General features: G+C 46.4%; 13 protein-coding genes. 5 read left to right on the top strand and 8 right to left on the bottom strand.

What is annotated here, in order from left to right; all coding sequences use genetic code 11:
• Positions 1-201: 201 nt before the first annotated feature.
• Both rlmD and GYO_RS26725 read right to left on the bottom strand, forming a co-directional pair.
• Complete coding sequence (rlmD, locus tag GYO_RS26730) at positions 202-1,602, bottom strand: 23S rRNA (uracil(1939)-C(5))-methyltransferase RlmD (protein WP_014113056.1); 1,401 nt, start codon at positions 1,600-1,602, stop codon at positions 202-204.
• Between the two features lie 113 nt (positions 1,603-1,715).
• Entirely contained in the window at positions 1,716-2,579 is an 864-nt protein-coding gene (locus GYO_RS26725; protein ID WP_014113055.1) for a DNA-3-methyladenine glycosylase family protein, read from the bottom strand.
• 116 nt (positions 2,580-2,695) lie between these two features.
• Here GYO_RS26725 and corA point away from each other — a divergent pair, with 116 nt between their 5' ends.
• Together corA and GYO_RS26715 are read left to right on the top strand one after the other, a co-directional pair.
• Positions 2,696-3,655, top strand: a complete 960-nt coding sequence (gene corA / locus GYO_RS26720) for a magnesium/cobalt transporter CorA (protein WP_014113054.1) — start codon at positions 2,696-2,698, stop codon at positions 3,653-3,655.
• Between the two features lie 100 nt (positions 3,656-3,755).
• Positions 3,756-4,616 (top strand): NAD(P)-dependent oxidoreductase, encoded by an 861-nt coding sequence (locus tag GYO_RS26715; RefSeq protein WP_041521143.1) that lies wholly within the window; start codon positions 3,756-3,758, stop codon positions 4,614-4,616.
• A 36-nt stretch (positions 4,617-4,652) separates the two neighbouring features.
• On the opposite strand, the gene pdaA is transcribed toward GYO_RS26715, so the two are convergent.
• Complete coding sequence (gene pdaA, locus GYO_RS26710) at positions 4,653-5,444, bottom strand: delta-lactam-biosynthetic de-N-acetylase (protein ID WP_003223134.1); 792 nt, start codon at positions 5,442-5,444, stop codon at positions 4,653-4,655.
• Positions 5,445-5,544: 100 nt separating this feature from the next.
• Positions 5,545-5,730: an SE1561 family protein gene (locus GYO_RS26705; RefSeq protein ID WP_003223132.1), complete on the bottom strand. Its 186-nt coding sequence runs from the start codon at positions 5,728-5,730 to the stop codon at positions 5,545-5,547.
• 145 nt (positions 5,731-5,875) lie between these two features.
• On the opposite strand from GYO_RS26705, the gene yfkAB reads away from it, so the two are divergent.
• Complete coding sequence (gene yfkAB / locus GYO_RS26700) at positions 5,876-6,997, top strand: radical SAM/CxCxxxxC motif protein YfkAB (protein ID WP_014113052.1); 1,122 nt, start codon at positions 5,876-5,878, stop codon at positions 6,995-6,997.
• Positions 6,998-7,840 (top strand): mechanosensitive ion channel protein MscC, encoded by an 843-nt coding sequence (gene mscC / locus GYO_RS26695; RefSeq protein WP_072565944.1) that lies wholly within the window; start codon positions 6,998-7,000, stop codon positions 7,838-7,840.
• Between the two features lie 37 nt (positions 7,841-7,877).
• On the opposite strand, the gene GYO_RS26690 is transcribed toward mscC, so the two are convergent.
• Entirely contained in the window at positions 7,878-8,672 is a 795-nt protein-coding gene (locus GYO_RS26690) for a YfkD famly protein (RefSeq protein ID WP_014113050.1), read from the bottom strand.
• Positions 8,673-8,742: 70 nt separating this feature from the next.
• Positions 8,743-9,798: a calcium/proton exchanger gene (gene cax / locus GYO_RS26685; RefSeq protein WP_014113049.1), complete on the bottom strand. Its 1,056-nt coding sequence runs from the start codon at positions 9,796-9,798 to the stop codon at positions 8,743-8,745.
• A gap of 168 nt (positions 9,799-9,966) precedes the next feature.
• On the opposite strand from cax, the gene GYO_RS26675 reads away from it, so the two are divergent.
• Positions 9,967-11,142 (top strand): MFS transporter, encoded by a 1,176-nt coding sequence (locus GYO_RS26675; RefSeq protein WP_014113048.1) that lies wholly within the window; start codon positions 9,967-9,969, stop codon positions 11,140-11,142.
• Between the two features lie 199 nt (positions 11,143-11,341).
• Here the strand turns inward: GYO_RS26675 and GYO_RS26665 are convergent, their stop codons facing one another.
• Complete coding sequence (locus tag GYO_RS26665; protein ID WP_014113047.1) at positions 11,342-12,169, bottom strand: YihY family inner membrane protein; 828 nt, start codon at positions 12,167-12,169, stop codon at positions 11,342-11,344.
• A gap of 23 nt (positions 12,170-12,192) precedes the next feature.
• On the bottom strand, positions 12,193-12,513 hold the full coding sequence (locus GYO_RS26660; RefSeq protein WP_014113046.1) for a hypothetical protein: 321 nt from the start codon (positions 12,511-12,513) through the stop codon (positions 12,193-12,195).
• Positions 12,514-12,524 lie beyond the last annotated feature (11 nt).

The raw sequence follows: 12,524 nt of genomic DNA, 5'->3' as shown, positions 1-12,524 counted from the left end.
TTTCACCCGCTTTTCAACACGTTTTTCAACTCTTTTCGCCAGTTAAAATAAAGATCTCCGAGAAAAGAAGGAAGACAAATTTGAGAAAAGACAGTCAGGACAAGGGCTGCGCACGAAAAAGACCCGGAAATCGGAATTGTTTATTTTACCGAAATCCAGGTCTTATTAGGAAAACTATTTTATGACTGGGAAATGTTCTTTTTAGTTAGACGATTTTAATACAAGTCTCGCCACTGCTTCAACATGAGCCGTCTGCGGAAACATATCCACAGGCTGAATATACTCCACGCGATAATCCTTCGACAGCGCCTGCAAATCCTTCGCAAGCGTGGATGGGTTGCAGGAAACGTAGACAAAGCGTTTCGGTTTGACTTTTTTGATCGTGTCTAGGAACGTGTTGTCACAGCCGGTTCTTGGCGGGTCAACGATGACGACGTCCGGGCGGAAACCTTCTTTCGTCCATTTCGGGAGCCAGTGCTCGGCTGTTCCTGTGACATATGTGGCATTTGTCATGCCGTGTTTTTTGGCGTTTTTCTTGGCATCATCAATTGATTCCTTGATGACGTCCATGCCGCGGACTTCCTTCGCTCCGTCCGCTACCCACATGCCGATGGTGCCGACGCCGCAATACGCGTCAACGACTTTTTCTTTTCCGGTCAGCTGCGCCGCTTTTTTCACTTCGTCATACAGCTTGACGGTTTGTTCCGGGTTGAGCTGGAAGAAGGCGCGGGCGCTCAGTTCAAATGAAACGTCGCCAAGCACTTCTTGAATCACTGTTTTTCCGGCGAGCGGTTTTGTTTTCTCACCGAAAATCACTGAGGTTTTCGCTCCGTTTACATTCTGGATAATAGATTTGACCTCTGGCAGGCGCTTTTGGATCGCTTTGACGATTTCTTCCTTGTGCGGAAGCGTTTCTTTTGCCGTTACAAGCACGACCTGCACTTCGCCTGTTTCAAAGCCGACTCTTGTCACAATGGTGCGAACGTCGCCTTTTCGTTTCCGTTCATTATAAACAGACACATTGAAATCCTCTAAAATGCGGCGGACGATGCCTGTTGTTTTGTTGGTTGCCGGATGCTGAACGACACAGTCTTTAATCGGCACAATGTCATGAGAATCAAGGCCGTATAAGCCGGCGATGATGCTGCCGCTTTGCGAGCGCCCGATCTGGAATTGGCTTTTGTTGCGGTAATTCCACGGGTTGTCCATGCCGATCGTTTCTTTGATTTCCATGTTTTCAACTTTAAACTTCGTATGGCGTTCAAGCGACTGAATGACGATATCGCGTTTTTCCCGAAGCTGCTGGCTGTATGCAAGGTGCTGAAGCTGACAGCCGCCGCACTGTTCGTATACAGGGCAAGGCGGTGCCACTCGGTGCTCAGACGCCTTGCGGATCTTCTTAATGCGGCCCTCCGAAAACTTCGGCTGAACCTTTGTCGCCTGCACGACAACCTCTTCGCCAGGAAGCGCGCCGGGCACAAAGACGACTTTTTTCTTAAAATAGCCGACACCTTCTCCGTTAATGCCGAGACGCTTAATCGTCAGAGGAAAGGTTTGTCCGACTTTCAGTTCAACGGGCGCCTGTTTTTTTTGTTGGTTCACGTTGTTCTCTCCGTTTCTATATGAAGCTTTCTGCAGATGGCAGAAAGTGAAATGTTTTTTTCACATCTAACTAGTATAACACGTTTGCAGGATTTCCTTCATTGTCAGACGAATTATTCTATACTTCTCCACAAATACAAAGACGCATAGCTTAAATAAGGCTCCCACTCTTTGCTCATCGCAAGCATGACATCCTTTGCCGGCTTATCGTCCAGCTGAAAATGGCGTTTGATCGCATTCTGGAGTCCGATATCGGCAAGCGGAAATAAATTAGGGCGTCCAAGGCCGAACATGAGGACGTTTTGTACGGTCCACGGGCCGATGCCTCTGATTTTGATTAGTTTCTTCATAATGTCCTCATCCGTCATATTCGGAAGCTCTGACAAGTCGAGTGTGCCTTCTGCGATCATCCTTGACGTATCAATGGTGTATTCCGCTTTTCTCATGCTGAATTGCAGATCGCGCAGATCCTGATAATCGAGTTCCGCAATCGTTTCCGGCTTTGGATAGCACCACACGCCGTCCTTCTGTTCGCCAAACGCATGGACAAACCGTTCTGTTAGCGTGTAAGCGAAGGAAAGATTGAGCTGCTGGTGGATGATGCATTTCATGATGCAATTGTACACGCTGTAGTCCAGTACAAGTGGCGTGCCTGCATGTGCTTCAAAGATGGCGGACAGACTCGTTTTCGAAAAATGATCGAGAACGTGCTGCAGATCATTTTCCCATTGAAAAATCCGCTTGATTTCCTTCATCATCTCATCCTGATCCGTTTCTCCTCTGACGAGAAACTCAGGCTCATCCGCATGGCCTAACGCCTGTACCTTCACAATGCACACGTCTCCCGCTTGGTTTCTGATCGGCACGCATATTTCCCGCGTTTCTTTATCTGCCGCATTGAGAGGGTCTAAAGACAGTCTGTCCAACACGCGGTCAAAATGGTACGGAGGCGTGACAGATACTTTTTCCTTCCACATGCAATCCACCCTTTTTCCGTTTTTTGTCCAGTATAACACGCCGCTGGAAATAGGCAGAACACCGTATACTTTTCTCCTAAAGGCCGCATGATATAATGGCAGGTGGAGGGTTGTTTATGATCAACATTACGGCAATTACAACAGAGCATCAGCTGCTGAAAAATATACCGATCGAACGAGTGGAACAGCCTGATATTGCGTGGTACTGGGTTGATTTATATGGCCCGGAGGATACGGAAACGGCATTATTGAGAGATTTTTTTCATTTTCATCCGCTTGCCATTGAGGATTGCTTCCAGCATATGCAGCGGCCGAAGCTTGACCATTATGACGGTTATCGCTTTTACGTGATTCATGCGCTGAATAAGGAAACGCTTGAGACGGAGGAAGTTGATATTTTTCAAGGCGAACGATTTGTCGTCACCTTTCATTTACACGAAACACCCGGAATCGCCAAAGTCCGGGAGCGTTTGTATGCTTCACCGGACATATTGAAAAAAGGGCCTGGGCATATCTCTTACATGATTATGGATCAGCTTGTTGATGAATATTTTCCTCTCGTGTACAAAATTGAAGACCGGCTGAACGAAATTGAAGAGAGCCGGCCCCACAAAACGTACGGAACACTGATGAATGAGGTGTTTGATCTCAGGACAGACCTTTTGCATCTAAGACGGACCATTATTCCGATGCGTGATTTGCTCTATCGGATTTTAAGCCTTGACCATGTGAAAGAGCAGCGGGAAACGAAAGCCTACTTCAGCGACATATACGATCATTTGTTAAAATTGTCTGAGATTGTCGAATCCAATCGTGACATGACGTCCGACTTGCGCGACAGCTACGTGACATTGAATTCAAACCGGATGAACGCGATTATGATGACACTGACGATCGTATCGACCATTTTTATCCCGCTCACCTTTATTGCCGGCGTATACGGCATGAACTTTGACAACATGCCGGAGCTGCATTGGAAATACGGATATTTTGCTGTACTTGGCCTGATGGCCGCGCTTGTGATCGGGATGTTGATATGGTTTTTACATAAAGGATGGTTCAAAATTTTTAAATGAGGACAGCGTGAAGCTGTTCTTTTTATGTTGGCAAGCAGATTTCCATGCATATGATGTTCATTTTGTTTATAATGGAAAAAATGTTCTGGGAGTGATCAGATTGAAAATTGCTGTGATCGGACTCGGCAATATGGGACAGCCCATTGCCCGAAACGTGCTTCAGGCAGGCTATGAATTGACTGTTTATAATCGAACAAAACAAAAGACGGAAGAATTTGTAACAGAAGGCGCACAAGCAGCTGATACGCCGCGACAGGCGGCAGAGTCCGCTGATATTGTCATAACGATGCTTTCAGATGACGATTCTGTCCGCGCCGTGACATTCGGAGAAAACGGGCTGATTGAAGGATTAGCCAAGAACGGCATTCACATCTCGATGAGCACCATCAGTGTTGAGTTCTCAGAAAAGCTCGCAGCGGCTCATGCGGAGAAAGAACAATCCTTCCTCGCAGCTCCTGTGCTCGGAAGACCGGATGCCGCCGCCAAAGCCGCGCTCCGCATCATAACAGCCGGACCGGCGGAAGCGAAGCAAACCGCCAAGCCACTGCTTGACAGCCTGAGCCAGCAGGTATTTGACGTCGGCGAAGAAAGCAAGACAGCAAACGCGGCCAAAATCAGCATCAATTTCTTGCTCGTGTCCATGCTGGAGGCATTATCTGAATCATTCTTAATGATGGAAAAATACGGCTTAGAACAAAAACAATTTTTAGAAATCGCCAGCGCGCTCTTTGGCTCTCCTGTCTATCAAAATTACGGAACCATCATGGCCGAGCAGAAATTTGAGCCGGCCGGTTTCAAAATGTCTTTAGGGCTGAAGGATACCAATCTGGCACTCGCCGCCGCAGAACAGGTCTCTGCAAACCTCCCTCTTGCCGAGCTGGCCAAGAGCCATTTTGAAAGCGGAATTGAAAAAGGCTTCGGAGACTTGGATTGGGCCGCACTTATCAAATGTATAAAATAATAAGAGAGCCTCTCCTTAAAGGAGAGGCTCTTCTCGTTACAAAGACGGCAGCTTCATTTCTTTCTCAAACATTAAATCATCAAGGCTTTTAAATGTGTAGCCTTGTTTTTTCAGATCTGTGATTGCATCATCCAGTGCTTCGGCATTGTCCCTTGATACGGTGTGAAGCAGGTAAATGGCTCCTGGATGCGCCTGTTTGATCATATGATCATAGGCATATTTCTTCCCCTTTTGGTTGTTGATTTTCCAATCAACAAAAGCGACCGACCAGAAAACGGTTTGATAGCCTAAGCGTTTCGTTTCTTTCAGCACGTATTCACTGAACACGCCGCGGGGCGGGCGCAGATACAGGTTGTCCTGCTTTCCCGTAATTTTATAGACCTCTTCGTTGACTGAATCAAGTTCGTCCTGAATTTGATCAGCCGTTTTTGTGGTTAAATCCGGATGGTGAAAGGAATGGTTGCCAATAATATGGCCTTCATCTGACATTCGTTTAATCAGCTCAGGCTGATCCTTTACGAAATGCCCTGTGACAAAAAATGTGCCTGTTACGCGGTGTTTTTTTAAGACATCAAGCACTTTTGGCGTATAGCCATTTTCATAGCCGTTATCAAACGTCAAGTAAATCGTTTTTTCCTTTGTATTGCCTAAATAAAACGCGTCGTATTTTTCAATTAAACTGTTCAGCTGCTTCCCGGCATCAGGCGGCTGATGGTTGACACTTCGTTTAAAGCCCCAATTGATCGGCTCATTCGGCACCGCTTCCGCCTGTGCTGCGCCCCCAGCAAGCAAGACGGCGGCACAGCATATTGAACACATCCATTTCATGGCCAGCGCTCCTTCTGCATTTTTTCTTATTTTACAGAAAGGCGCTTCGTTTTATACTGACGCTTTATGCCAAACAAAAAACCGCGGCGTGCGCGCGGTTTTATTCCCAGTCTTTTTTAAAGCGTTCGTATTTGGCTTCCAGATCATCAAGCATGCTAATGAGCCTGTCTATATCTTCAACGTCGGTTGCTTCAGGGTCTAATGAATCGATGACGTTCATAAACATGTCAAGTCTGTTCTTTAAATAATCAATCTGCTGATCCTTATTGTTTACGGCGTTCCCCATTCTGTTCCTCCATTCATTTTTTATTATGGTAGCTCATTTTTTGCCGTTTTTCAATCGCTGCGCTACTTGCGATCTTGACAAATCAGGTCTAAAATTAACTGTTGGCAGCGTTAGTATGCCCCATTTATAAAGGAGTTAGATAGTCATGACACAAAACACGAAGCTGCGTCCGATCACACCTGAGTTTGACCCTTGGGAAGCCTATATGGATGTTGACCAATACGGAGACATGCAGCTGACAAACGTTGAATTCACAACGACGACACTGTGCAATATGAGATGCGAGCATTGTGCTGTAGGCTATACATTGCAGCCTAAAGACCCCAATGCTCTGCCAATAGATCTTCTGTTAAAACGACTGGAGGAAATCCCGCGCCTGAGATCCATCAGTATTACAGGCGGAGAGCCGATGCTTTCGTTAAAATCAGTAAAAGAATATGTCGTTCCGTTATTGAAATACGCCCACGAACGGGGCGTGCGGACGCAGATCAATTCCAACCTGACCCTTGATATTGATCGATACGAGTGGATTATTCCGTATCTTGATGTGCTGCATATTTCTCATAACTGGGGTACAGTTGAGGATTTTGCTGAGATCGGTTTTGCCATGATGGACAGAAAACCGACCTTCGAACAGCGCGCGCGCTATTTTGAAAAAATGATCGAAAACAGCCGCACGTTAGTCGATGCCGGGGTGATGGTATCTGCGGAAACAATGCTAAATAAACGCACACTTCCGCATATCGAGCATATTCACCGACAAATCACAGAAGATATGAAATGTCAGCGACACGAAGTCCATCCGATGTATCCAAGCGATTTCGCAAGCGCTCTTGAATCTCTGAGTCTGAAAGAGATGAGACAGGCCATTCACCGCTTGCTGGATATCCGTGATGAAAATACGTGGATGCTGTTCGGGACACTGCCGTTTTATGCCTGCAGTCAGAACGAAGATGATCAAAAGCTGCTTCGCCGGCTTCGCGCGGCGAAAAACGTCACGGTGAGAAATGACCCTGACGGCCGTTCCCGCCTGAATGTGAACATTTTCGACGGAAACATTATCGTGACCGATTTCGGCGATACACCGCCGCTTGGCAATATTCAGACGGACAGCCTCCCTTCCGCCTATGAAAAATGGAGAGAGACCAAGCTTGCGAAAGAGCTGAATTGCCACTGTCCGAATGTCCGATGCCTCGGGCCGAATGTTCTCGTCAAAAACAGTTATTATCAAGATACAGATTTCTCAAAACGTCAAGCCAGGAGTTAGATGTGGATGGAAGAAACACTCACGGAAATTTTTCAGAATAAAATCGTCGATATTCTCCTCGTTGCTGTTATCCTTTGGATCGGCGTCTTTATCATCAACCGGCTGGTACAGCTATTCTTTAAACGGACGGACTTTATTGAAGAAAGAAAAGAAAAAACGATTGAAAGCCTTGTCCGTTCTATCACCCAGTATACGGCGACGATTGGTTTTATCTTTTACGTCATTTCTTTATTTGTGCATGATTTCGGCAAAATATTAGCCGGGGCTGGCGTAGCCGGTATCGTCATCGGTTTTGGCGCCCAATCGCTGATCAAGGACGTGCTGGCGGGTGTGTTCTTAATTTATGAACGACAGCTGCACAAAGGCGATTATGTCACCGTCAACAATTTGTTTAACGGGACTGTGGAGGAAATCGGCCTTCGCTCGCTGCAAATCCGGGAATGGAGCGGGAAACTGCTCACCATCAGCAACGGCGAGGTCAGACAGATAGAGAACTATAATATCGATTTTATGAGGATTACCGAATCCTTTCTCATCAGCTTTAAAGAAGATCCGGACCGCGTGTACAACGTATTGGAAGAAGCATGTGACATGCTGAATGAAGAGCTTCAGGATTCATTGAAGCGGGATGAATTCGGCAATCCAACAGAACCGTTTCAAATCCACGGGATCACCGCATTGAATAAAATCAATCGCGGCGTCGAATTTACGGTAAAAGGCATGGTGAAAGATGATGATTATTTCAGCGCCAGCCTCGCAGTAAGACGGGTTCTCGTTCGCCAGCTGTACCAAAACAATGTGCAAATGCTTGAGGAAGCGGTCAGAATTGAGAGAACGCAATAAATAAAAAACTGATTCCGAGTTGGAATCAGTTTTTTGTTTATCTTGGCTGCGAGGAAAGCTGAAAGCTAAACGTGAGGTGGTCTTGAACCGGAATCCAAGCGCCGATGCCCTGTGAGGTGACATTTTTGACGACAAGTTTTCGTTTATTCCCTTTCAGCACTAAGTATACTTCTCCGTAAGTCACTTTTCCTTTTTCATTCACAGCCGGTGCATATGCATTTAGATAACCGAGTTTTTTAGGAGCGACTTTATAAATTTGATCCCGCTTTGTACCCGCACCGACAACCGTATCAAATGCAAGCGGAAGGTTCGTTTTCTTCATCGCTTTCAGCATCATCATGCTTTTGACATCTTCAGCATTTGGAACCTTAGCTGTCAAGCCGCCCTTCACTTTGTATTGCTGTTCCTGGGCATAATGCATCTCAGCCGTTTCTTTTCCGCCGCGGTTATCTGCACGGTTTGTGTTGATTTTTTTATATTCCCAGTTCGCGACTGTTTCATTTGATTCATAGCCGAGCGCCCATTTCCCGAGAAATATTGTCGCCCGGTAGCCGACTGCAAGCGGTGTACCGGATATGTTGGACTCATTCAGCATTTTGATAAGGTGCGGGTTTTCAATCTTCACCTCAGAATGATCGAGCAATTCCTTTGCCAGCTTGCTCGGCTGAAGCATCGGCTGATCCTGTGAAGCATTCGGATATGTGTTTTCCTTTGAAATGCTTGCGACAGAATTAGGAACCTTAAACTGCTTTTTCGCGTGGATGGGCTGAACACCGAAAAAACTAAAGAATAACAACACAATAAGTGTGGAATGAAATAGCTTTTTCATCATATCACTCTTTCTATGGCATTTTCCCTTAGTCTTTTCATCCCTGTTTGTTGTTATCCATCCTTTTTTCAGGTTATAGAAGGAAAAAGCCGATCGCCATAATGACATAGGCGGCAAGCAGTGTCGCCCCTTCAAACCAGTTGGAATCCCCGTCATTCGAAATCGCGATCATCAAGAGAACCGATGATACCATCGCAACAAGCTCCGGCAGTGTAAAGACTAGCGGCATGCTTACCGGGAAAAAGATGGAACAGATCACAAGAACCGGTGCGACAAACATAGCAATCTGCAGCGTCGAGCCGACTGCGATTTCAACTGCAATATCCATTTTATTTTTATAGGCCATAATGATGGCTGACGCGTGCTCCGCGGCATTACCGACAATCGCCACGATGATGACCCCGATAAACAGCTCGCTCCAGCCGAACTGTTCGGCCACCGAGTGGAATGTGTGCACCAGGTTTTCGGATATATATGCCACGGCAATCGTTGCTGCAAACAAGACAATCGTAGCCACCTTGCCTGACCATTCCGGTTCCTCTTCTTCCACATGCTGGGCGGCATTGTTCGGCTGATAAACACCGCGGTGCGTAACGAGTTTAAAGTACAGAGCAGCCACATATAACAGAATCAAAATGATGCTGATGCCGATGCTTAAATTAAGCTTGCTCACGTCGCCCATACCAACGGAGAATACCTCCGGAATCACGAAAGCGACAATGATGGCAAAAATCAAAAGACCGGAATTATGGCGGGCATCATGGATATTAAATTCCTGCCGCTTATATTTTAAACCGCCGACAAAAAACGATAAGCCCGCTACCAGCAACAGGTTCCCCAGCACTGAACCGGTTAAAGAGGCAAGCACGATTCCTGTCAGGCCTTCCTTTAGTGCAAATAAAGAGATGATTAACTCAACAGCATTCCCGAAGGTGGCGTTCAGCAAACCGCCGATCCGCGGTCCTGCGATTATGGACAGCGATTCTGTCGCCCTCCCCATATAGCTTGCAAGTGCGATAATTGTTATGCAATACACTGCAAAGAGAATGGCAGAAGGCCAATGCATGAAACTGCCGATCACAGAAAGCGGAATCCCCGCCGCCACTAAAATAAAAAAGATACGATTCATGGTGAGTTGGCTCCTTTTATATGACTTGTTTTATTTTTATTCTTCACAAAAATCATCATGATTACACGAGTTCAATTGTTTACTTGTGATATAAGCTTTTTTTCATGTTGCCTGCTTTTGGAAATCATTGTACGATCAACATAGATTCCACATAAGGAGAAAAACACGATGTCACGATTTCATTTCTTTATCCTTGTTTTGCTCGTTTCCATTTCCGGGTTTTCACAAGGCATGCTGCTGCCTGTCATCTCGATTATTTTTGAAACAAATGGGGAATCGGCCGCCATCAATGGCCTGCACGCAACCGGATTGTATATCGGCGTGCTTTTGGCTTCTCCGTTTATGGAAGCGCCGCTCAGAAAGCTCGGATTCAAGCCGCTGATCGTCATTGGCGGAAGCATTGTCATTTTAAGCTTGTTCGGATTTATTTGGCTTCATTCGGTTTGGATCTGGTTCCTGCTTCGCCTGTTTATCGGGATCGGCGACCACATGCTTCACTTTTCTACGCAAACGTGGGTGACCTCCATGTCATCGAAACAAAATCGCGGAAGAAATCTGTCTATTTACGGGCTTTCCTTCGGCCTTGGCTTTGCCGCGGGCCCGTTCATGGTTCCGCTTGTCAAGCTGAGCCCGTCGCTGCCTTTTATCGTGTCCGGCTGCTTCAGTCTGTTTGCGTGGCTTTTTGTTTTCTTTCTACAAAATGCATACCCGGAAACCAGTCCTCACGAAACCAAATCAGACAATAGTTTCAGGCGGTTTTATCAAGCCATGCTGTTTGGATGGGTTGCCTTTATGCCTACATTTGGCTACGGCTTTCTGGAGACGGCGCTAAACGGAAGCTTTCCGGTGTATGCGCTCCGTTTGGGGATATCTGTAGACGCAGTGGCACTGATCCTTCCCGCATTTGCGATTGGGAGCATAATCTTTCAGTTTCCGCTCGGTATCCTCAGCGATAAATACGGGCGACGGAATGTGCTGCTTGTGATTTTGCTGACAAGGGCACTCTGCTTTTTCATCGCCGGCGTGTTTCCTTTGCCTTACATAATCGGCTGCTGCTTTTTTATTGCAGGAATGGCAGTAGGATCCACCTTTACCCTTGGCATCAGCTATATGACAGATCTGCTTCCGTCCCACCTGCTGCCGGCGGGGAACCTGCTTTGCGGCATTACATTCAGTCTCGGCAGCATCCTCGGTCCGATTGCCGGCGGCTGGTATATGCAGACATTTGAAAGCGCAAACTTGTTTTATTTCATTACCCTTACGCTTAGCGCTGTGTGGCTTGCCCTTGTGCTGGGCAAACCGAAAAGCTGGTCACCGGCTGAAACCTATTCTTCATCTTCTTAATCGAAAAGCCTCCTGACATCATGTCAGGAGGCTTTTATGCTAATGATAGCCGTTTTGTCCGTTGGCGCTTCCGCTTGTTTTATTGCTCGATTTGCTTTTCGAATTTTGTTTGTTATGGCTTCCGCCTTTTTTTGTATGCTTGGTCATCACGATAGCCCCCCGACTTCTTTTTTGAACCGAAGTTCATTTATAGGGTGCGCTAATGATAGGGATTTTCATCAGGAAGCTTTTTACGTTTATGTAAAAGAGCGTTGATTTCTCCCCCCAAAATAATTAAAATGCCGCTCAGGTAAAACCAAATCATCAGGACGATGATTCCCCCGATGCTTCCATATGTGGCGCTATAGTTGGCAAACGTGCTGACGTAAAACGAAAACAGAGTGCTGACAACGATCCAGCCGATGGTCGCAAACACCGCACCCGGCATGACAAACCGAAGGGACAGTTTTTTGTTCGGCGCAATCACATACAGGGCGGAAAAAACGATTAGCAGCACAAGCGGGCTGACACCCCAGCGAATTGCGGCCCATATAGATAAAAACAGATCCGATGCGCCGACAAAATCTGAAGCGAGCCTTCCAATCTCCCGGCCGAATACCGGCAGCAGCAGGGCCACTAAAATCGTAAATACCATGGCGATTGTCAGAAAAATTGAGGTTAGACGAACAATGATAAAAGAGCGGTTTTCCTCCACTTCATACGCGTGGTTTAATGATCGGACGATGGCGTTCATTCCATTAGACGCAGACCATAAAGCCGCGATAATCCCGAATGACAGCAAGCCGCCATTTCGATTATTTAAGGTTTGTTGGGTAATGGATTCAACGAGGGACATCGCACTGTCGGGAGCATATTGTTTTACAACTCCCAGGACATCATTGGTAGAAATAGGCAGATACGCAGTGAGGGTCAGCATAAAAATCAAAAACGGAAACAACGACAATAGAAAGAAATACGCCAGCTCCGCTGATTTGCTTTGCCCTTCATGAAGGGTGTATCTGCTGAAAAGCTCTTTCAAAAAATTCATGTCGTCTCACCTCGCATGTTTGATCACTTTTTTGAAAAATGCTCTTTCGTTTCTTGTACAAGCTCCATCACTTGCGGTGTTGTTTTCTTCAGCTCTTTCACCTGCTGATTTACAAAGCCGACTTCATTTGACAGCGTCTGGGCCAGCTTCTTGGCCTCATCCACTTTTGTGATGACGGTGTTTTTCAACAGCTCCGGATTGCTTTTGTACAGTGAAAGTTTATGCTTGCATGTCAGCCATCTCATGCAGCATGCCTGTCTTGTCGGCTTATGGAGCAGCGATAACGCCGCACCTGCCGCAGCTCCGAGAAATATACCTTTCAGCATTAAACGTTCGTTGTTCATGCAAATTCTCC

Origin of the sequence: Bacillus spizizenii TU-B-10, assembly GCF_000227465.1 — a bacterium.
GTDB lineage: Bacteria > Bacillota > Bacilli > Bacillales > Bacillaceae > Bacillus > Bacillus spizizenii.
Note: the sequence above shows the minus strand (reverse complement) of the source record. Positions and strands in the feature narration are given on the sequence as shown.

Coding starts and splice junctions, on each gene's coding strand:
- GYO_RS26725 (WP_014113055.1), bottom strand. CDS start 2,579: ATGTGGAAGGAAAAAGTATCTGTCACGCCTCCGTACCATTTTGACCGC.
- corA (WP_014113054.1), top strand. CDS start 2,696: ATGATCAACATTACGGCAATTACAACAGAGCATCAGCTGCTGAAAAAT.
- pdaA (WP_003223134.1), bottom strand. CDS start 5,444: ATGAAATGGATGTGTTCAATATGCTGTGCCGCCGTCTTGCTTGCTGGG.
- GYO_RS26705 (WP_003223132.1), bottom strand. CDS start 5,730: ATGGGGAACGCCGTAAACAATAAGGATCAGCAGATTGATTATTTAAAG.
- yfkAB (WP_014113052.1), top strand. CDS start 5,876: ATGACACAAAACACGAAGCTGCGTCCGATCACACCTGAGTTTGACCCT.
- mscC (WP_072565944.1), top strand. CDS start 6,998: ATGTGGATGGAAGAAACACTCACGGAAATTTTTCAGAATAAAATCGTC.
- GYO_RS26690 (WP_014113050.1), bottom strand. CDS start 8,672: ATGATGAAAAAGCTATTTCATTCCACACTTATTGTGTTGTTATTCTTT.
- cax (WP_014113049.1), bottom strand. CDS start 9,798: ATGAATCGTATCTTTTTTATTTTAGTGGCGGCGGGGATTCCGCTTTCT.
- GYO_RS26675 (WP_014113048.1), top strand. CDS start 9,967: ATGTCACGATTTCATTTCTTTATCCTTGTTTTGCTCGTTTCCATTTCC.
- GYO_RS26665 (WP_014113047.1), bottom strand. CDS start 12,169: ATGAATTTTTTGAAAGAGCTTTTCAGCAGATACACCCTTCATGAAGGG.
- GYO_RS26660 (WP_014113046.1), bottom strand. CDS start 12,513: ATGAACAACGAACGTTTAATGCTGAAAGGTATATTTCTCGGAGCTGCG.